This window comes from Citreicella sp. C3M06 (genome assembly GCF_018860705.1).
Taxonomy (GTDB): Bacteria; Pseudomonadota; Alphaproteobacteria; order Rhodobacterales; family Rhodobacteraceae; genus Salipiger.
The window spans coordinates 1-18,473 of sequence record NZ_JAHKQA010000005.1 but is presented as its reverse complement, the minus strand read 5'-3'; the positions used below and the strand labels follow the sequence as shown (position 1 = coordinate 18,473).

Annotated in this window: 17 protein-coding genes and 3 pseudogenes; 10 read left to right on the top strand and 10 right to left on the bottom strand. The window is 59.6% G+C overall.

Annotated elements, in window-relative coordinates:
• Positions 1 to 47 precede the first annotated feature (47 nt).
• The 3 genes from dnaN to rpsT form a co-directional block, all read right to left on the bottom strand.
• Positions 48 to 1,166, bottom strand: a complete 1,119-nt coding sequence (gene dnaN, locus KO516_RS01850; protein ID WP_216002111.1) for a DNA polymerase III subunit beta — start codon at positions 1,164 to 1,166, stop codon at positions 48 to 50.
• Between the two features lie 165 nt (positions 1,167 to 1,331).
• A complete protein-coding gene (gene dnaA, locus KO516_RS01845; RefSeq protein ID WP_216002162.1) occupies positions 1,332 to 2,702 on the bottom strand; it encodes a chromosomal replication initiator protein DnaA in 1,371 nt (456 codons plus the stop codon).
• Between the two features lie 562 nt (positions 2,703 to 3,264).
• Entirely contained in the window at positions 3,265 to 3,528 is a 264-nt protein-coding gene (gene rpsT, locus KO516_RS01840) for a 30S ribosomal protein S20 (RefSeq protein ID WP_216002110.1), read from the bottom strand.
• Positions 3,529 to 3,807: 279 nt separating this feature from the next.
• On the opposite strand from rpsT, the gene KO516_RS01835 reads away from it, so the two are divergent.
• Positions 3,808 to 3,990, top strand: coding sequence for a hypothetical protein (locus KO516_RS01835; protein ID WP_216002109.1), 183 nt, complete (start codon positions 3,808 to 3,810; stop codon positions 3,988 to 3,990).
• 35 nt (positions 3,991 to 4,025) lie between these two features.
• Here KO516_RS01835 and KO516_RS01830 read toward each other — a convergent pair whose 3' ends face one another.
• Positions 4,026 to 4,802 (bottom strand): enoyl-CoA hydratase, encoded by a 777-nt coding sequence (locus KO516_RS01830; protein WP_216002108.1) that lies wholly within the window; start codon positions 4,800 to 4,802, stop codon positions 4,026 to 4,028.
• Between the two features lie 64 nt (positions 4,803 to 4,866).
• Positions 4,867 to 5,718, bottom strand: a complete 852-nt coding sequence (mutM, locus tag KO516_RS01825) for a bifunctional DNA-formamidopyrimidine glycosylase/DNA-(apurinic or apyrimidinic site) lyase (RefSeq protein ID WP_216002107.1) — start codon at positions 5,716 to 5,718, stop codon at positions 4,867 to 4,869.
• 81 nt (positions 5,719 to 5,799) lie between these two features.
• Here mutM and ubiE point away from each other — a divergent pair, with 81 nt between their 5' ends.
• Positions 5,800 to 6,552, top strand: coding sequence for a bifunctional demethylmenaquinone methyltransferase/2-methoxy-6-polyprenyl-1,4-benzoquinol methylase UbiE (gene ubiE, locus KO516_RS01820; RefSeq protein ID WP_216002106.1), 753 nt, complete (start codon positions 5,800 to 5,802; stop codon positions 6,550 to 6,552).
• A 1-nt stretch (position 6,553) separates the two neighbouring features.
• Positions 6,554 to 8,086 (top strand): 2-polyprenylphenol 6-hydroxylase, encoded by a 1,533-nt coding sequence (gene ubiB, locus KO516_RS01815; RefSeq protein ID WP_216002105.1) that lies wholly within the window; start codon positions 6,554 to 6,556, stop codon positions 8,084 to 8,086.
• A gap of 63 nt (positions 8,087 to 8,149) precedes the next feature.
• Here ubiB and KO516_RS01810 read toward each other — a convergent pair whose 3' ends face one another.
• Both KO516_RS01810 and KO516_RS01805 read right to left on the bottom strand, forming a co-directional pair.
• Entirely contained in the window at positions 8,150 to 8,812 is a 663-nt protein-coding gene (locus tag KO516_RS01810) for a flagellar hook capping FlgD N-terminal domain-containing protein (protein ID WP_216002104.1), read from the bottom strand.
• Positions 8,813 to 8,822: 10 nt separating this feature from the next.
• Positions 8,823 to 11,585, bottom strand: a complete 2,763-nt coding sequence (locus tag KO516_RS01805) for a flagellar hook-length control protein FliK (protein ID WP_216002103.1) — start codon at positions 11,583 to 11,585, stop codon at positions 8,823 to 8,825.
• A 111-nt stretch (positions 11,586 to 11,696) separates the two neighbouring features.
• Here KO516_RS01805 and KO516_RS01800 point away from each other — a divergent pair, with 111 nt between their 5' ends.
• The 6 genes from KO516_RS01800 to KO516_RS01775 all read left to right on the top strand — a co-directional run bounded on the left by KO516_RS01800 (position 11,697) and on the right by KO516_RS01775 (position 15,934).
• Positions 11,697 to 11,975 (top strand): rod-binding protein, encoded by a 279-nt coding sequence (locus KO516_RS01800; protein WP_216002102.1) that lies wholly within the window; start codon positions 11,697 to 11,699, stop codon positions 11,973 to 11,975.
• Positions 11,968 to 12,333, top strand: coding sequence for a flagellar protein FlgN (locus KO516_RS01795; protein ID WP_216002101.1), 366 nt, complete (start codon positions 11,968 to 11,970; stop codon positions 12,331 to 12,333). The genes KO516_RS01800 and KO516_RS01795 overlap by 8 nt, the downstream gene beginning before the upstream one ends.
• Positions 12,334 to 12,541: 208 nt before the next feature.
• Positions 12,542 to 13,876, top strand: coding sequence for a flagellin (locus KO516_RS01790; protein ID WP_216002100.1), 1,335 nt, complete (start codon positions 12,542 to 12,544; stop codon positions 13,874 to 13,876).
• An 83-nt stretch (positions 13,877 to 13,959) separates the two neighbouring features.
• Positions 13,960 to 14,337 carry a flagellar biosynthesis regulator FlaF gene (gene flaF, locus KO516_RS01785; protein WP_216002099.1) on the top strand — a complete coding sequence of 126 codons (378 nt, stop codon included), beginning with the start codon at positions 13,960 to 13,962 and terminating at the stop codon, positions 14,335 to 14,337.
• Positions 14,334 to 14,738, top strand: coding sequence for a flagellar biosynthesis repressor FlbT (flbT, locus tag KO516_RS01780; protein ID WP_216002098.1), 405 nt, complete (start codon positions 14,334 to 14,336; stop codon positions 14,736 to 14,738). Before flaF ends, flbT begins: the two co-directional genes overlap by 4 nt.
• Positions 14,735 to 15,934 (top strand): DUF1217 domain-containing protein, encoded by a 1,200-nt coding sequence (locus KO516_RS01775; RefSeq protein WP_216002097.1) that lies wholly within the window; start codon positions 14,735 to 14,737, stop codon positions 15,932 to 15,934. The genes flbT and KO516_RS01775 overlap by 4 nt, the downstream gene beginning before the upstream one ends.
• 79 nt (positions 15,935 to 16,013) lie before the next feature.
• Here the strand turns inward: KO516_RS01775 and KO516_RS24000 are convergent.
• Positions 16,014 to 16,112 (bottom strand): annotated as a pseudogene (locus KO516_RS24000) (IS5/IS1182 family transposase); the annotation flags it as partial.
• Positions 16,113 to 16,351: 239 nt separating this feature from the next.
• Here KO516_RS24000 and KO516_RS01770 point away from each other — a divergent pair.
• Positions 16,352 to 16,468: pseudogene (locus KO516_RS01770) on the top strand (transposase); the annotation flags it as partial.
• A gap of 236 nt (positions 16,469 to 16,704) precedes the next feature.
• Here the strand turns inward: KO516_RS01770 and KO516_RS01765 are convergent.
• Positions 16,705 to 17,070, bottom strand: a pseudogene (locus tag KO516_RS01765) (transposase); the annotation flags it as partial.
• 148 nt (positions 17,071 to 17,218) lie between these two features.
• A protein-coding gene (locus KO516_RS01755; RefSeq protein WP_216002094.1) for an IS3 family transposase occupies positions 17,219 to 18,390 on the bottom strand; the annotation gives its coding sequence in 2 pieces (ribosomal slippage) (positions 17,219 to 18,147 and positions 18,147 to 18,390; 1,173 coding nt in all).
• Between the last annotated feature and the right edge of the window lie 83 nt (positions 18,391 to 18,473).

The window sequence follows — 18,473 nt, the reverse complement described above, 5'->3', positions numbered from 1 at the left end:
CGCGGCCTTGCAGGTCGTGCTGAACTGGCAGAACAAGCGGGTCCGGCTCAAACTCGCATCGGCATGACGACATAGACGGCGCTGGTATCGGAGCCTTCGCGCATCAGGGTCGGATCGCCGGACGAATTGAACATGAACACTGCGTTCTCACGATCGACCTGACTGGCAATCTCGAGCAGGTATTTCGCGTTGAAACCGATCTCGAGCGGCTCGTCCGCATAGGCGACGGCCAGTTCTTCCTCGGCGGCGCCGCTGTCAGGCGCGTTGACCGACAGGATCAGGCGATCCTCGTCCAGTTGTAGCTTCACCGCACGCGAGCGTTCCGACGACACCGTTGCCACCCGGTCGACCGCCTTGGCGAAATCGGTCGCATCGACCTCGAGCCGGCGGGTGTTGCCCGACGGAATAACCCGCGAATAGTCGGGGAAGGTGCCGTCGATGACCTTGGAGGTCAGCGTGATGTTCGGCGTCGCGAAACGCACCTTGGTTTCCGAAACCGACACCGCGATATCCATATCGTCTTCGTCGAGCAGCTTGCGCATCTCGTTCACCGTCTTACGCGGCACGATCACCCCGGGCATCGCCTCGGCATTGCCGGGCAGCGGTGCATCGATGCGGGCAAGGCGGTGCCCATCGGTCGCCACGCAGCGCAGCACCTGCCCGTCTTCACCGTCGGCCACATGCATGTAGACGCCGTTGAGGTAATAGCGGGTTTCCTCGGTCGAGATGGCGAATTTCGACTTGTCGAACAGGCGGCGCAGCACCTCGGCCTTGGCGCTGAAATTCGTCGCGTATTCCGACGAGGCCATGACCGGGAAATCTTCTTTTGGCAGGGTCGCAAGGTTGAAGTTCGACTTCCCCGCCGTCACCGTCAGCCGCCCCGCCGCGCCATCGTCGGCCAGCTGGACCATCGCGCCGTCGGGCAGTTTGCGCACGATCTCGTGCAGGGTCACCGCCGACACCGTGGTTGCCCCTGCCCGCTCGACCATGCCGGGCGCCTTGTCGAGCACCTCGATGTCCAGATCCGTGGCGCGGAACGTCACGGTATTCCCCTCGGCTTCGATCAGCACATTGGCAAGAATCGGAATCGTATTGCGCCGCTCCACCACCGATTGCGCCTGGCTCACCGCCTTTAGCAGCGTTGCCCGCTCGATACTGACCTTCATGCCCTCACCCTCTTCAGCTGACCGGAAGCGCAGGTTAGCGCCATCGCACGGTCGCTCCAATGCAAATGTTCCGCAATTGATCCGACTGTTTCACAGGGACGTCAAGTGCGCGGGGCTGCCCAAAGGCAGCCCCAAGCCGTTTGTGTTGTCAGGAAAACTCACGCGTCAGGCTTCAAGCGCCCGGCGCAGCAGCTCGATATCGTCGGCAATCTGGCTGTCCTTGATGCGCAGCTCTTCGATGCGCTTGACGCCATGCATGACCGTGGTGTGATCGCGCCCGCCGAACCGGCGGCCGATTTCAGGCAGCGAGCGGGCGGTCAGTTGCTTGCACAGGTACATCGCCACCTGACGCGGACGGGCAAAGTTGCGCACCCGCTTGGGGCCGATCAGATCCGACAGGCGGATGTGGTAATGCTCGGCCACCTTGCGCTGGATTTCCTCGATCGAGATCTTGCGATCCGAGGCGCGCAGCACGTCGGCAAGGCAATCCTGCGTCAGCTCCATGGTGATCGGCTGGCCGACCAGCGAGGCAAAGGCGAACAGACGGGTCAGCGCACCTTCGAGTACACGAACGTTGGTCGAGATCCGGTGCGCGAGAAATTCGAGAATGCCATCGTCGATCTGCAGCGACGGGTATTGTTCGCGATAGGTCATAACCTTGGATTGCAGAATGCCAAGGCGCAGCTCGTAGTCGGTCGGGTGCAGGTCGACCACAAGGCCGGACTGAAGCCGCGAGCGGATGCGGTTTTCCAGATCCTTGATCTCGTCCGGCGCGCGGTCGGCCGAGATGATGATCTGCTTGTTCTGATCCACCAGCGCGTTGAAGGTATGAAAGAATTCCTCCTGAGTGGAATCCTTGCCCGCAATGAACTGCACATCGTCGACCATCAGAACGTCGACCGAACGGAACAGCTCCTTGAAATCCATCATGCGGCGTTCGCGCAGGGCCTGAACGAAACGGTACATGAACTGTTCGGCCGACAGGTACAGCACGTTCAGATCCGGGCGGTTGTTCTTCAGATCATGGGCGATGGCGTGCATCAGGTGGGTCTTGCCGAGGCCGACACCACCATACAGGAACAGCGGGTTGAAGGTCACCTGCCCACCTTCCGCAACGCGCTTGGCAGCGGCATGGGCCAGCTCGTTCGGCTTGCCGACCACGAAGCGGTCAAAGGTAAAGCGGGTATCAAGCGGCGCGCTCGGCAGCAATTCGGCCTGAGGCGTCGCTACCTGTGCCTGCGCCGGGGCCTGCGCCGGCGCGGCCTGCGCCGCAGGGCGCGGGCGGGCGTCGACATTGGCAACCTGAAACTTCAGGCGGCTCACCTCGGAATCGATCAGGCTCAGCTTCGCCAGAAGCAGATCGCCGTAATGCTGCGATACGTAGGTCCCGAAGAAATTCGTCGGGACGGTAAACACCGCAACGCCACCCGCCTCGATGCGCTCGAAATCGATCGGTGCGATCCAGGTCTTGTAGTTATTCTCTCCGACCGAGCTGCTCAGCTGGTCCTGCATTGCCCCCCAATGCTCTTTCGTCATCTTGCCCAGCTCCGAAACTTTTTCTGCCATTTGCCCATCTCGTTTCTTTCATCCGCAGCGTTCCAGCCGCGGCACCCGCACGAGACACTTGAATAGGGAAACACCTCCGATCCCGGGCCAGATGGCCCAAGCGAAGATGAACACGCATCCTGAAACGGATAAGTAGCCGCGCCAGCCCCCTCATCCCAAGTGGGGGCGGATCCGGTCGCTCTCCGAGCGTATGATATTACGGACTGGCAGGGCTTGCGCCCAGTTCGGCAGGTTTACAGCAGACCACCGACATTAACAGAACGACCTCAAGCAGTTTGAATGGCCGCCCCGTTTGCCTGTCCCCCCAAGCAATGTGACTCGCTGGGTGAAATTAGCAAGCCTGCCTCATCGGCGGCAACCGATCTTCAATCTTGACTCCGGACTCCACAGCAAAAGAATCTCTAAGAGGAATATATTGTGCCCGGAAACGAAAAAGGCACCACATGTTGTGGCGCCTTTTCGGTCATCAAATCTCGGCAGCTGTGGCTTTTCAGCCCAGCCTTCCCCCCTTCAGGAGGTGCCTGAAAAGGCGTCAGCCCAACGCTTTAACGCGCGAGGACAGGCGCGAAACTTTGCGCGACGCGGTGTTCTTGTGGAACACGCCCTTGGTCACACCGCGCATCAGCTCGGGCTGGGCGGCGCGCAGTGCTGCAGTTGCGGCTTCCTTGTCACCCGATGCGATGGCCTCTTCGACCTTGCGCAGGAAAGTGCGGATCCGCGAACGGCGTGCCTTGTTGACGGCGAAACGCTTTTCGTTCTGACGGGCGCGCTTTTTTGCCTGGGGCGTATTTGCCATGATGATCAGTCCTTATTTTCGTAAGTTACGACAACTCGGCGGTTTGTTCCGCCAGGGCGTCATGGATTCGGGGTCGCGCAATAGCACTCAGACCCGAACATCTGTCGCCGGACCGATTCTTGCCTGAGCGGGCATCACGCGCATGTAGCCGCCGCCAATACATCATTCTCCGCGCCATGCAAAGGGGAAACCTGCAAGGCTCGTAGAATCGGCTCATATGATTTATGGTCGGGGTCCTGCCTCGGCAGGAGCAGTTCTCACTGAGAGGAGGAATCAGAGATGGACGCAATCAAGATCTCGGAATACGCGACTGCGCTTTACAACGCCCATGGCGCCCAGGCCGAAGTGGAGGCCGCACGGCGTGCGCGCGAATGCGAGGCCGCCGGCAAGACCGCCGAACAGGAGGATTGGAGCGCTATACAAGCCGCGATCCGGGCCAAGCGCGGGGCACTGCAATCGTGAAAGACATCGGCCCGCCAAGAGGCGGGCCGATCGGATCAGCGGTCGCGGAACTGCGCGGTGCGCTTTTCCTGAAAGGCCGCCATGCCTTCCTTCTGATCCTCGGTGTTGAACAGCGAGTGGAACAGGCGACGCTCGAACAGCAGACCTTCGGCCAGCGTGGTCTCATAGGCGCGGTTCACCGCCTGCTTGGCCGCGATCGTGGCGATCAGCGATTTCTCGGCGATCTTGTCGGCGGCCTTGCGGGTCTCTTCCATCAGCTGCTTTACCGGCACCACGCGGGACACGAGGCCCGAGCGCTCTGCCTCTTCGGCATCCATGAAGCGCCCCGTCAGGTGCATATCCATCGATTTGGATTTACCGACATAGCGCGTCAGGCGCTGCGTGCCGCCGATTCCGGCAATGACCCCAAGGTTGATCTCGGGCTGGCCGAACTTGGCTGTTTCGCTCGCGATGATGAAATCGCACATCATTGCCAGCTCACAACCGCCGCCGAGCGCGTAGCCCGAAACCGCGGCAATGATCGGCTTGCGCACCTTCGCCGCAGCATCCACCGTCGGCTCGAAGAAATCGCCGAGGAACATCTCGACAAAGCTCTTTTCCGACATCTCCTTGATGTCCGCCCCGGCGGCAAAGGCCTTGGCCGAGCCGGTCAGGATGATGCAGCGCACTTTCTCGTTCGCATCCGCTTCGGTCAGCGCCTGCGCAAGTTCCGCGAGAAGGTGGCTGTTCAGAGCGTTCAGAGCGTCGGGTCGATTGAGGGTGATCGTGGCAACGTGGTCCTCGACTTCGACGATGATCGTCTCGTAGGCCATGACTGCGGGCTCCCGTCCGTTAGCGTCAAAACGCAGCCTTACCAGCTTGGGCCTCTTGATCAAGTTATCTTTGACACGCCCCACAGTAGAAGGACGAGCGGCCAGATTGCACCACGCGCTGCACCTGGCGGCCGCATCCGGGGGTTCGGCAAGGTTGGCCCTCGCGCCCGTAAACATCAAAGCTGTGCTGAAAATATCCAAGTTCGCCATCGGCTTGGCGAAAATCCCGCAGGCTTGACCCGCCCGCAGTGATCGCCTCTTCCAGAACCTGCCGGATGATCGGCACCAGCGAGGCGATGCGCGCGGCGGCAATCGCGTTGACGCGACGTCTCGGGTCGATGCCTGCCCGGTAAAGCGCCTCGCAGACGTAGATATTGCCCAGTCCCGCGACGATTTTCTGGTCGAGCAGCGCCGATTTCACCGGCATCGAACGCCCCGCAAGCGCCTTGGCCAGATGCGACTCGTTGAAGGCATTGCCCAGCGGCTCGGGCCCCAGCGCGCCCAGCAGGGGGTGACTGTCGGCGCTGGCGGTCTGCATCAGGTCCATCGCCCCAAAGCGGCGCGGGTCATTGAAAGTGACGCGCGCGCCGCCCTCCAGGTCGAACACGACGTGGTCATGCTTTTGCGCCACCGGATGGTCGTGCACGAAGCGCCCCAGCGCATCGCCCGACACCAGCATCCGCCCGGTCATGCCCAGATGCACCAGCAAAGTCTCTCCGGTATCGAGATCGGCAAGAATGTATTTCGACCGCCGCCGCAACCGCTCGATCCGCGCGCCGGTCAGCCTGTCGGCCATGCGGTCGGGGAAGGGCCAGCGCAGGTCCGGCCGGTTCACCTGCGCGCTGGCGATCCGCGCCCCTTCCATCACCGGCGCAAGCCCTCGGCGGACGGTTTCGACCTCTGGCAGCTCCGGCATGACGTCTCCTTGACCATGGGCCGCATTGCAGCGGCTTTCCTGCGCTCTATAAGGAGACAGAGCATAAGGACGACAAGACCCATGAGCGACCAGAGCCCAAAAACCACGCATTTCGGCTTCACCGATATTCCCGAGTCCGAGAAGGCCGGTCGCGTCCGTGGCGTGTTCGGCTCGGTCGCGTCGAAATATGACGTGATGAACGACGCGATGTCGTTCGGCATTCACCGCATCTGGAAGGATGCAATGATGGATTGGCTGGCGCCGCGCCCCGGATCAAAGCTGCTGGATGTGGCCGGTGGCACCGGCGATGTGTCGTTCCGCTTTCTCAAGCGGGCCGGGTCGGGGCACGCCACCGTGCTTGACCTGACCGAACCGATGCTGATCGCAGGGCGCCAGCGCGCCGAAGCCGACGCCATGGCCGATCAGCTCGACTGGGTGGTCGGCGACGCCATGGCGCTGCCGTTCAAGGACAACAGCTTTGACGTCTACACCATCTCTTTCGGCATCCGGAACGTCACCCGCCCGCAAGAGGCCCTGAACGAGGCCTACCGCGTGCTGCGGCCCGGTGGACGGCTGATGGTTCTGGAATTTTCACAGATTCCCAATGACATGATGCAAAAGGTCTACGATCTGTATTCGTTCAACATCATCCCGAAGATGGGTAAGTTGATCGCCAACGATGCGGACAGCTATCAATATCTGGTGGAATCGATCCGCAAATTCCCGGATCAGGACACCTTCCTGTCGATGGTGCGCGCGGCGGGCTTCGAGAACGCAAAGTATCGCAATCTTTCCATGGGCATCGCCTGTCTGCATTCGGGCTGGAAGATCTGAGATGCGCGGCCCGCACAACATCCTTCGCCTGATCCGGACCGGGGCCACGCTGGAACGCACCGGCGCGATGAGCGTCGTGCTCGATGCCTTCGATGCGCCGTCGTCGATCCGGGTGGCGTTCCGGACGCTGGTCTGGCCGTTCCGCTGGCTGGGAATCGAGGGCGATGTGTCGATGCCTCCAGCCACCCGCGCCCTGACGGCGCTTGGGCCGGCCTACATCAAATTCGGGCAGATTCTGTCGACGCGGCCCGACGTGGTCGGCGACGAGCTTGCGCAGCAGTTGCGGGTACTACAGGACAAACTGCCGCCCTTTGGTCTCGACGAGGCGCGCGAGCAGATCGCGGCCGAGATCGGCCATCCGGTGGAGGAGCTGTTCTCGGAATTCAGCCCGCCGGTCGCCGCCGCATCGATTGCGCAGGTGCACAAGGCGCGGCGGGCGGACAACGGGCAGGTCGTCGCGGTAAAGGTGCTGCGCCCGGGGATCGAGCGCGCGTTTCGCACCGATATCGACGCATTCTACTTTGCCGCCAACATGATCGAAACGCTGTCGCCCTCCTCCCGCCGGCTGCGGCCGCGCGAGGTGATCCGGCATTTCGAAAGCGTGGTGATGGGCGAGCTGGATCTGCGGCTTGAAAGCGCAAATTCCAGCGAATACGCGGCGAACACGCAAGGCGACGCCGGGTTTCAGCTGCCCGAGGTGGTGTGGGGCCTGTCGAGCCGGCGCGTGCTGACAATGAACTGGGCCGAAGGCGTGCCGCTGGGGGACAATGACGCGATCGATGCGGCAGGCCATGATCGCGAAGAGTTGTCGGAACGGGTCCTGCAGTTGTTCCTGAATCATGCACTGCGCGACGGATTCTTTCACGCAGACATGCACCAAGGCAACCTGAAGGTGGCCCCGAACGGCGATATCATCGCATATGATTTCGGCATCATGGGGCATATCGACGAATACACCCGCCGGGTTTACGCGGAAATTCTCTACGGATTCATTCGCCGCGACTACAAGCGTGTTGCCGAGGTGCATTTCGAGGCAGGCTATGTGCCAGCCGACCGTGATGTCGACGAGTTCGCCCGTGCGCTGCGCGCGGTCGGCGAGCCGATCTTCGGCATGGATGCGACGCGGATTTCCATGGCCCGGCTGCTGTCCTACCTGTTCGACGTCACCGAACGGTTCGGCATGGAAACCCGTACCGAACTGATCCTGCTGCAGCGCACCATGGTGGTGGTCGAAGGTGTCTCGCGATCGCTGAACCCACGCATGAACATCTGGAACGTCGCCCAGCCGGTTGTCGAGGATTACATCAAGAAATCCATCGGCCCCCGAGCCGCGCTGAAAGATCTGGCCGAGACCGCCCGCGTGCTTGCCCGTTTCGGACCCCGCCTGCCCGGTCTGGTCGAGGCGGCGCTTGTCCGGCAAGCGGAACATGAGGTGTCGCAAACCATCAGCCCGTGGCTGCATCGTCTTGGTTGGGGGGCAGCCGGGGTCGCGGTTGGCGCGATCCCGGTGCTGATCTGGGCGTCTTTGATCTGATCTTTGCCCACCACCACCCATGTTATGGGGCGACTGCGGAATAGCGGGTGACTGGCAAAGGCATCAACGTATTGCGGTGATGTCGTCGGCGTTCACCTCGCTGCCATCGGACAGCGTGAGCTTCACCGATGCACCGACCTGCCGCACCTCGATCACCGGATTATAGACCTGTGCCGGGCTTTCACTTTTCAGCACACCGTCGGTATAGCTCTGGATCGCAAAGGAATAGATCCCGCTCGGCACCTGATTGCCATCGCTGCCGGTGCCTTGCCAGCCTACCAGAGGATCCGATTGGTCAAGCGCCAGAGTCTCGACCGTGGCACCGCTTTCATCGCGAACCACCAGTTTGGCACTGGTCGCGCCGCTCGCATAATCGGGTCGCAAGATGATCGCATCGCCATTGAAATAGACCGGCGCCTCGGACAACACTTCGCGGTTGATCCACGAGCCAAGCTCCTTGAACGTGCCGCCGGTCAGAGCGGCAGTCAGGTCCGAGAGCAGATCGTTTGTCAGAACCTGCTGTTCCACCGATGAGAACGTCGCGAGCTGCGTCGCATAGTCGGCAGAATCGAGCGGATCGAGCGGATCCTGATTCTGCATCTGAGCGGTGAGCATCTTCAGAAAGGTTTCGAAATCCGAGCTGACGACCGGCGTGCTGGTGCTTGCCGATGTGCTGGTCGTGGCGGTCGCGGCAGTGGTGGCGGATGTGACAGTTCCGGTATCCATCGGAAACTCCTTAAAAACGAAGATCAAGACCGCCCGAAGCGATCGAGAGCGGGGGGGCAGTATCAGGTGAGTCGGTAAGTTGCGGCACATTCTGCGCGGTCACCGGCATCGCGCGGCCTCCGCCAGGATTGCTTCCGGTGTGACCGTCTCCAAAGGTAAAACTGGTCGACTCGTAACCAAGTTCATCAAGGTAGCGAGAGAGCTGGTCGATGTTCCGGCGAAGCATGTCGAGCGTCTCGGGGCGTTCGGCCGAGATATGCATGGTCATCCCATGCTCGCCATGCATCATCTTGAAACGCATGTGCCCGAGTTCGACAGGACGAAGCTGAAGTTCGATAGACCCATCGCTATTTGGTGTGCCGGTCGTTGCGGCGTCAGCAATCTGGCGCATCACGGCCGACGTGTGTTCCGCCCGTGCCGAGGGCGGCGAGGCCGCATGCATCGAGGCCGATGCACTTCGTATATCGCCCGAGGTCACGCCGATGGCGTCGCCGGGCAACACCTTGTCATCAGAGAGTTCGCTTCGGTCCATTTGGCCGACGGCGGAATCACCGGCCGGAGAGGTAGAGGGCAGATCAATCGACGCTCGGCTCCCCGTCGCGACACTTACCGTGTCAAAGTGAGCCCCCGCGCGACTGCTTCGAAACACCGGCGGTGTCTGTGCATTGGAGGCAGCGGGCGCTTCATCCGAATCGGACGGTACGTCAATCGGCGAAGTGTCAGGTGATGCGGCGGCGCGTGTAAGCTGGATCGACGTGTCGCCTGTCAATACCGGACCCTTGGCCGGGATCTCGCGGAATGTCGCGACCGCTTTGTCGGGTATGGATGCGACAGAAGACGCCGCCGTTGCAGCTGCGGAAACCGCCTGATTCGAAGCTGTTGCGGAAGTCGCCCCAGGCTCGAAAACCTCGCTGATATTGTTTGCGCCCGTCGCGGCGGGCCCTTCTATGACTGATGCGCGCGGGCTCGGAGCGTGAGACGTAATGGAGGGCTGCGCTTGCGTTGGTGCAGTGCCCTTGAGGGTTGAAACCTGAATCGGGTCAATTGGCATCATCCGATCAGATCCTGCGGTCGAAGTATTCTGTGTATCGCGCAATAAGGGTTCAGGTTTAAAATCAGGGTTCGAGCGCGCAGGACGCTCCGCCGGGGGTGAACCGACGATCTGGTCGGGGTCCGCATCGCCGTCGGCGATGACTGCAGATCTGGTCTCTGTCGCGTCCCGGTTCGGAGCCATTTCGGGGAACTCCGGTCTCAGGGAAGGCGAGCGTTGCGCGGCCTGCGGCACGGCAATAGAGACCGCTTCCCCGTCCGGAAAAAGCGCGCTGCGCAGTGTGGGGCCAGCGCTGTTCGTTGGTACATTGGAAGTCACTGCTGAAGACATGATATCAACGAATGATCCGGAGTTGACATCAATGTCGGCCTTGGCAGCGATTGTGGGCTTGGCATTCACGTCAGATCGACCCTGTACCGCATCTTGATGCGCCGTGATCGCCATACCTGACGTAGAAGTCGCCTGATGGGCCGAGGTGCCGTTCGCCGAACTCTCAGCTCTATTCGGCATCCCGCCTTGGGCAGATACGCCGCTCTGATACGCTGGTGACGCCAGATTGCGACCAGCAGAGCGTTGAATTGCCAAGGCGCTACGCCAGATCGGACGGCCCTGTTCGATCGCCTTTGGCACATCCTGCGACGGCGCCTGCACCCGGGCGCTGATCAAGGTGTCCACAAGGCTCGAACCTTCAACCTGTGGCCGAGGGATCGGCGATGCTTGCCCTGACAGGATCGGCTCGCGGGTCTTCGCTGCCCAGGAGGGCTCTTGCGATGCGACAAAGACATGCTGCGCAATCACGCCTTCCTTGACCGATGCTTCCGATGCCGATCCAACGCCAGAGACCTCGACATCAATATGCTCGGGGATTTGGGCGCCCGTAAGGGAATTCGCCGGCCCGTGGACGCCTTTCTGCATCGCACCGGAGGGTTCCGGAGTCACCTTTTCGGAATGACGCCCGCCCAAGTTGCTGCTTCGGACTGCATCTTTACCGGCAGGTACCTGCGTAGAGGACAGCGGAGTCACCGCGTCGGCCTTCTGCTCCGCCTGGCGCATCACAAGCCGGTCCGCAACGATTTCGGGCTGGCGCGTCACATCTGGAGTAAGCGATGAAGCGGTCAAGGAGAGAGCGGCCTTCGCGACCGAGGGTGCAGTCGGTGTTTCAGCCACCTCTGCCGATGACTGTTCTGTTTGCACGACTGTCGCAACCGGATCTGACATATCATCGAGCATCTTCGACTGCGACGAGGTAGAGGTAACGTCAGTATCCTTGGCGAATATCGCTGGCTTGGGTGCCCCCCTTTCAGCAGGCGAGCCGTCCGGTTTGATAGTGACGGGACCGTTCGTTGCGACCTTCGTTTCAACTTCAATAGCGTCGACGTGATCAACCAGCGGCTCTTGCGTGGCTTCAATCGCGTCCCCGTTGGACTGGCCTTCGACGACTTGAACGCCTTCCGGGATCAGCTCGTCCGAAGTGTCGGTTGATTGTCCATCTTCGTCCTGCCCGGCATCTTTGGCGTCCTCAGAATCGACCGTTGCCGTCGCGGCCGGTTCTTCTGTCGGAGAGGCCGGTTCACTCTCGACGTTTGTCTCGAGCTCCGAATCGGGGGTGACCTCTTTGTAGACGTCATCGAAAATTAGCTCGTCCAAGGCACCTTCGGCACCTGATTGCTTGTCTTTCGGGGCCTGCAATAGCCCGAACAGACCTGACAGTTCACTCAACATTGGTCGCTCCGGGAGTTCTTCCACTGCCGAGAGCTTAAACAGAACATCCTTACCGCTTCTTTACCGCACCCGAGTCAGATTGGGTCAGTTGAGTCGAATTGGAGAAACCAGATGGACATCAGCGGCATGCCCGCCCCCCCCCGACCTGAGGCGAAATCGCGCACCGAAGCGTTGCGCGCTGCGACCGTCGCGCTCGAGGCGACATTCCTTGACGAAATGCTGAAGGCAGCCCGTTTCGGTGAGCCGCGAAGCGCCTTTGGTGGCGGCGAAGGCGAAGCGCAGTTCAGTTCCTTTCTCAGGCAGGAACACGCGCGCGCACTGGCCGAAAATGGCGGAATTGGCATCGCTGAATCCATCTTCGAAGCAATGAAGGACAGAATCCATGACTGAACCAGCCAAATCACACGAGGCGATTCTCACAGCGCTCGATGCGCTTCTCGAAGAAGAGCGAAAAGCGCTTCTGCAGGGCGATCTTGATATGATCGGGGTGCTTCTTGAACATAAGGCCACCCTCATCTCAGAGCTCGATGACGCCTCGCCCGACGAGGCCGAAGCGATCCGCCCGGTGCAGCTTAAATTGCGTCGCAACCAGGATCTCTTTGATCAGGCTCTCGCGGGGATAAGAAATGTCGCAAACCGGCTGGGCGACATGCGACAGGTCCGCCGCTCGATCGATGTCTATGATGCCAAGGGTCATCGCTCGTCGATTGGCGGTGATGGGACAGGCAGCTTCGAGAAGCGCGCGTGACAGGATTTGAGTCAAATCGAGCGCAACCGACCAGCGGGTCTTAGGGCGGTATTAGGATTCGAGGCGCATGTTGTGCCTGCATCCAGAGCGGATGACGCAGCGGGCGAGACGCCCGGGCTGCCATCGTCAGAAAGACGTTCAGGAAGCCGGTTCCGGCAAAATCACAAAGCGGTGCAAAGCATCGCATGACTGTAAGGACGAAATATCCATGTCTAGCATCCTGACGAACAATGGCGCCATGGTGGCGCTGCAGACCCTCAAAAGCATCAACTCGGACCTCGCCACCACGCAGGGCGAGATCTCGACCGGCAAGTCCGTGTCGAGCGCCAAAGACAACGCCGCCGTCTGGGCCATCGCCAAGACGATGGAAGCGGACGTCAAAGGCTTTGCAGGCATCAGCGACAGCCTTGCACTTGGCCAATCGACAGTGTCAGTTGCCCGCTCCGCCGCCGAAACGGTGACTGAGCTTCTGACTGACATCAAGGGCAAGATCGTCGCCGCCCAGGAAGAGAATGTCGACCGCGGCAAGATCCAGACCGACATCGACGCACTCCGCGACCAGATCGGTGCGGTGGTGGGCGCAGCCCAGTTCAACGGTCTGAACCTGCTTTCGAACACTGAAACCACCGCAGGCAGCGGCAGCATCAACGTGCTGGCGTCCCTTGACCGCTCCTCCTCCGGGGTCGCCGCAAGCGACATCAGTGTGGCGAAGCAAGACCTTGGGACCTCTGCAAGTTCGATCAACGTCGCAGCAGCAGGCTACACCGCTGCTGGATCCGACGCTATGAGCGGCGCGGCGAACACTGGTGCCATTGCCTTGGCCAGCAACGCAACTCCCGTGACGACCGTTGCCGTCGTTGGCCAGACCGCGGGCACGGGCACTGATTCGGTTGCCGCCGGCACCGGCTTCACCGCCACAATCACGGCCGGTTCCGGCATCTTCGCCACCGGTATGAACACCACCACAACCGCGGGCAATCAGGAAATCGTGTACGTCGCACGCGATGGCGATACCGAAGCGGACGTCGCGCAAGGGCTTGTTGATGCTTTCAACAGCTACATCAGCGAGAACGATACCGCACTCGCAGCGGGTATCTCGGCGTCGGTGAATGCGACCAACCTGAACCAGATCGACATCACCGGCCCGGATGATTCGCAAGGTACAGGTGCCATCAGCGTACAGTTCCAGACCGCTGCAACGGCGGACACCACCATTGGCGGGCGCCTCGAAAAGCTGGGCGAAATCGACGTAACGACTCAGGCGGGCGTCGACTCGGCTCTGAACGATATCGAGGATCTGTTGCAGACCGCGATCGACTCGGCGTCTTCTTTCGGTTCCGTCCAGGGACGCATCGAGACGCAAAGCTCGTTCATTTCGAGCCTGACCGACTCGCTCAAGTCCGGTATCGGCACGCTTGTCGATGCTGACATGGAAGAAGCCTCCGCGCGCCTTCAGGCGCTCCAAGTGCAACAGCAGCTGGGCATTCAGGCGCTGTCGATTGCCAACCAGGCACCGCAGCAGCTTCTGTCTCTGTTCCGCTAACGCAGACAGTCGGAGGCTGGCCAGTCCGGCCTCCGAAACTCCTGATCCGTTAAATCATAGAAACAGAGTCAGAAGGTTCTGCCGTGAACGCCCAAACAATGGCGCAACGCGCCTACGCAGAAAATGCCCTAAGCACACGCACCGATCGGTCCATCGAATACGAACTGTTCGCACGCGTGACGCACCGTATCAAAGCCGCTGCCGAAGCTGGCAAGGCCGCGTACCCGAGACTGGTGCAAGCCCTTTATGACAACCAGAAGCTCTGGACGGCGCTCGCCATCGATGTGGCGGACCCCGGGAACAAGCTCTCCCCGGAATTGCGTGCGCAGATTTTCTATCTGGCCGAGTTTACACAGGTTCACACCGGAAAGGTATTGGCGCGCAAGGCACGCCTCGCCCCCCTTCTTGAAGTGAATGCCGCGATCATGCGCGGCCTCAGCGCCGGAGGAACGAAGCGATGAGCGGCCTCGTTCTCAAGCTGGGCCCGCGTGAACGGGTTCTAATCAATGGCGCTGTAATCGAAAATGGCGATCGGCGCAGCCGTTTGTCGATTGTGACGCCAAACGCGAACATCCTCCGCCTGCGTGATGCGATTCACCCGGATGACGCGCGCACGCCGGTTCGCCGTCTGTGCTACACTGCCCAACTTGTTCTCACGGGGGATGCAGAAGCTGACGTGGCAAAGTCTCAGTTGCTGCGTAACATCGAGGAACTGAGCCGCATTCTCACGGACCCGGACAGCCGCAAGCTGTTGACAACAGCCACTGACGCTCTTCTCGAAGAACAATTCTATCAGTGTCTCAAGGCACTTCGTGCCCTCATCCCACGAGAGGATCGGCTTCTCGCCGCGACAAGGCAATGAGTTACACACCCACAATTGCTGGCTCTGGCCTTGTTGGCTGGCAGATGCTTCAAGCAACGATGTCCTCGCAGCAGGCTGCCTTCAATAACAGTGCTGAGATCACGCGAGAAACGAACTATTTTCAGGAGAAGATCGGGAGCATCTCGTCAGCCGAAGAGCTTGTCAATGACCGACGGCTGCTCAGCGTGGCGCTCTCCGCTTTTGGAATGTCCGAGGAAATTGATAGCAAATATCTTATTCAACGGATCATCCAGGAAGGCGCCGACGACGACAGCTCGCTAGCCAATAGACTTGGTGATAGTCGGTACATCACCCTCGCTCAGACGTTTGACTTTGAGCCAGTCACAAAGCATCGGACACAAGAGGAAGGATTTGGGGAAGCCATTTTTTCTACATATGAAGGAAAAATGAGATCAGAACTCGAAGCAACCCTGCAGCAACCTCAATATGAAGACGATCCGTTATATGCTGCGGTCTTCGAGGCTCAGGTAACCTCAAACATCGAAGATATGCGAGAATATTTTCTTGATAATATCAAGAGTATCGAATCCGTTGAAGATCTCCTAAATGACCACGATCTAACCTCAATCGTACTAAAGGCCTTCGACTTGGAGGATCGGGCAGGAAGCACTACTATACTGAAACGTATCTTGTCCGAAGATCCTGAACTGTCGGGATCAATGTCGACGGTTCTCGGGGACAAGAATATGGTGTCGATTGCCAAGACATTTGCCTTCTACGACGCTGAAGATAAAACATCGCTTCAGCGAGATAACTTTGCCGAAAACATCACGAATGAGTTCATGTGGCAACAATTCATGAATTCAGTAAGTGAGGTCGATTCGTCTATCGGCACAGCTCTGCAATTTCAAAAATCTGTCCCTAGCCTTGCGTCGAACAGCATTAGCGAAAATGCAAAATGGTACAGCGTTCTTGGAAGTACACTTATGCGCAGTGTATTCGAAACAGCACTTGGGTTGCCAGATGGTTTTAGTCAAATTGATATCGACAAGCAGCTAGAGATGATACAGGAGAAAGCTGAGGCTCGTTTTGGTATTTCGTCATTCAGCGACCTAGAAGATAAAGGCGTTTTGAACAAGATCATCCACAGCTATCTTTTGCAGGATCAGCTTTCGCCGGAGAACAGCTATGGGTCCCAGAAAATCGCTCTAACGCTACTGAGTAATGCGACGTGATTTCGTCTTTTCTGAGCTTTGCTGCACAAAAGGATTTAAGGGCGGACTTCTCCTTCCCCGGGGGGAGTTATCCTACAGGTTATGTGACGGGAATAGCAAGAACGGTATAGCGGTTGAGCACCTCGATCCTGATCTGGAGCTCAGCGACGTGCTGATCGAAGTCGCGGGCCATGCACCGGGCTACCCCCATTGGCTGGACAGGATCTGGCGTAATTTGAGCTACTCGTTGCAACCTGCTGATCGGGTTGGTTGATATCTTCTCTATTCCAATAGACCAGCGTGGATGGCTTGCCGGCGAGGGCTGAGCGAGGTCGCTGGTGGTTGTAGCAGATCATCTATTTCCGGATGGCCGCTGACGTTGCTACCTGCAGCTAATCCAGTTTGGGATAGCCCCTGGCCCAACTGAAAGGAACAGAGATGAAGCGCAGCAGATTTACCGAAGACCAGATTATTGGCATTTTGAAGGAGCGCGAGACCGGGATTTCCGAGGCCGATCTGTGCCGCAAGCATGGGGTCAGCGATGCAACTGTCTACATCTATGTACGGCTCTCCCTTTGCAAGCGTTTCGAGGCAGTCATCGAGCGTGACGGGTGCTGACATCTATCCGGCGTCGCCGGTCGATGGTGGCGCGCCCAAATGGGTAATCCGCGAAGCAAGGCCCTCAACAAATGGTCGGCCTCAAGGGTCTTTATAGAAGCCAGGGTTTCCTTGCACCGGGTCCGTCCGGTCGTTTCATTTCCTCTTTCGCCTGCACCTCGAACCGTCCCGCATCAGGTCGCGGGGCGGTATTCCTCATTCTTGGCCAGCAGTGCCCAGATGATACGCGCGTTTCTATTGGCAACGGCGACGATGGCCCGGTTCGTTCCTCGGCGCTCCCGGAGCTCGTTCACCCATCGACTGAACCGGTCCGTTTTTCCGGCCGCGGTTCGCACGACCGCACGAGCGCCATGGACCAGCAGGGTTCGGAGGTGCTGGTCACCGCGCTTGCCGAGCCCCATGAGAATCGTTCTATCCCCACTGGAACGCTGACGCGGGACCAAGCCCAGCTAGGCGGCCATGTGGCGCCCGTTATCGAAGTCGTGCCCATCACCCACTGCGGCGATGACGGCAGTCGCCGTCTTGGGGCCGACACCCCGCATTCGACCGGCGCGCTGGAAGGCCTCGTTGGCGCGGAAGATCTAGTCGATACGCCGGTCGAACTCTTGCACCCGTTTGCCGATCTCCATCATCAACTCGAGAAGGGATGTGGACCTGTCCCGTTTTAGAGCCGCCCCAAGTGCTCGTTTATGCCACTTTCCGTTCGAAGGCGACCGGGCTTTTCCAGCCCAGTGCTGAGTGTCGGCGCCGTGGATTGTAGAAGCCGTTGATGTATTGGAAGATGGCCAGTTCGGCGTCTCTGCGCGTTTGCCACGACCTTCGCCAGATCAGCTCTGCTTTGATGGTTTTGAAGAAGGTCTCGACAGCGGAGTTGTCGTAACAATTGCCTTTGCCGTTCATCGATACCTTGAACCCGTGCTGACGCAGTATCTTCTGGTAGTCATGTGAGCAGTATTGCGACCCGCGGTCGCTGTGGAACATGCAGCCCCGAGGCGGTTGGCGCAGTGCGACCGCCATCTTCAACGCCCGGATCGCTAGGTCGCGCTTCATCCGGTTGCTGCACCATTCCCCGGCAGTGCATTGCAAAGCAATGTCACGAGAGGGGGCCCAGCCAATCACGCGCCTTGAATGCAGGTCCAGAATGACGGCTAGGTAAAGCCATCCTTCGCGTGTCCAGACATAGCTGATGTCGCCGGCCCATTTCTGGTTCGATTGATCGGCATGGAAGTCTCGGTTCAGCAGGTTGGGCGCGATGTTAAAGGCGTGGTTGCTGTCGGTGGTCACCTTGTATTTCTTGGATCGTTCGACACGGATACCATTCTCGCGCATCAAACGTCCCACACGACAATGCCCGACGTCCAGACCAAGTTCTTTCAACTCCTCCGTCATTCTCGGCCTGCCATAGCTGCCTAGGCTGAGACGTGATTGTTCCTTGATGTGGGCCAGGACAACCATGTCGGCCCGCTGTCTTTGGCTGGCTGGTCGGCTGCGATAGGCCCGCAGGCCACGTTCGCTGATATCCAAAATCTGGCAAAGGCGGTTGGTCGGGAATTCGCGGCCATGCTCTTCGATGAACCGGAACCTCATGGCTTTTGGCTCGCGAAGAAGGCCGTGGCCTTTTTTAGAATATCCCTCTCCGCCTTCAGGATACGGTTCTCACGACGAAGCCGTTCGTTCTCGCGGGCAAGGTCCAGATCTTCGTCAGACACAATATCCATGTCGCGATGCCCCGTGACCCATTTGTTCAGCGTCGACAGGCCAACGCCCAAGTCAGATGCCACCTGCTTTCTGGTCAGCCCGCTAGTCAGCGCGATCCGCACCGCATCAGCACCGAATTCGTCCGTCCGTTTCAGTCCCATAGTTCGTCTCCTTTGCTGCAATAAATGCTATCAAAGGAGCGGCATCAAAGCGCGACAGGTCCATCGATTACCGCCAAGATCCG

Excerpts from the sequence above, each read along its gene's own strand:
- KO516_RS01830 (WP_216002108.1), bottom strand. The coding sequence starts at position 4,802 with ATGGCCTACGAGACGATCATCGTCGAAGTCGAGGACCACGTTGCCACG.
- KO516_RS01795 (WP_216002101.1), top strand. The coding sequence starts at position 11,968 with ATGACTGAACCAGCCAAATCACACGAGGCGATTCTCACAGCGCTCGAT.
- rpsT (WP_216002110.1), bottom strand. The coding sequence starts at position 3,528 with ATGGCAAATACGCCCCAGGCAAAAAAGCGCGCCCGTCAGAACGAAAAG.
- ubiB (WP_216002105.1), top strand. The coding sequence starts at position 6,554 with ATGCGCGGCCCGCACAACATCCTTCGCCTGATCCGGACCGGGGCCACG.
- ubiE (WP_216002106.1), top strand. The coding sequence starts at position 5,800 with ATGAGCGACCAGAGCCCAAAAACCACGCATTTCGGCTTCACCGATATT.
- KO516_RS01805 (WP_216002103.1), bottom strand. The coding sequence starts at position 11,585 with ATGTTGAGTGAACTGTCAGGTCTGTTCGGGCTATTGCAGGCCCCGAAA.
- mutM (WP_216002107.1), bottom strand. The coding sequence starts at position 5,718 with ATGCCGGAGCTGCCAGAGGTCGAAACCGTCCGCCGAGGGCTTGCGCCG.
- KO516_RS01775 (WP_216002097.1), top strand. The coding sequence starts at position 14,735 with ATGAGTTACACACCCACAATTGCTGGCTCTGGCCTTGTTGGCTGGCAG.
- KO516_RS01835 (WP_216002109.1), top strand. The coding sequence starts at position 3,808 with ATGGACGCAATCAAGATCTCGGAATACGCGACTGCGCTTTACAACGCC.
- dnaA (WP_216002162.1), bottom strand. The coding sequence starts at position 2,702 with ATGACGAAAGAGCATTGGGGGGCAATGCAGGACCAGCTGAGCAGCTCG.
- KO516_RS01800 (WP_216002102.1), top strand. The coding sequence starts at position 11,697 with ATGGACATCAGCGGCATGCCCGCCCCCCCCCGACCTGAGGCGAAATCG.
- KO516_RS01790 (WP_216002100.1), top strand. The coding sequence starts at position 12,542 with ATGTCTAGCATCCTGACGAACAATGGCGCCATGGTGGCGCTGCAGACC.
- flbT (WP_216002098.1), top strand. The coding sequence starts at position 14,334 with ATGAGCGGCCTCGTTCTCAAGCTGGGCCCGCGTGAACGGGTTCTAATC.
- KO516_RS01810 (WP_216002104.1), bottom strand. The coding sequence starts at position 8,812 with ATGGATACCGGAACTGTCACATCCGCCACCACTGCCGCGACCGCCACG.
- dnaN (WP_216002111.1), bottom strand. The coding sequence starts at position 1,166 with ATGAAGGTCAGTATCGAGCGGGCAACGCTGCTAAAGGCGGTGAGCCAG.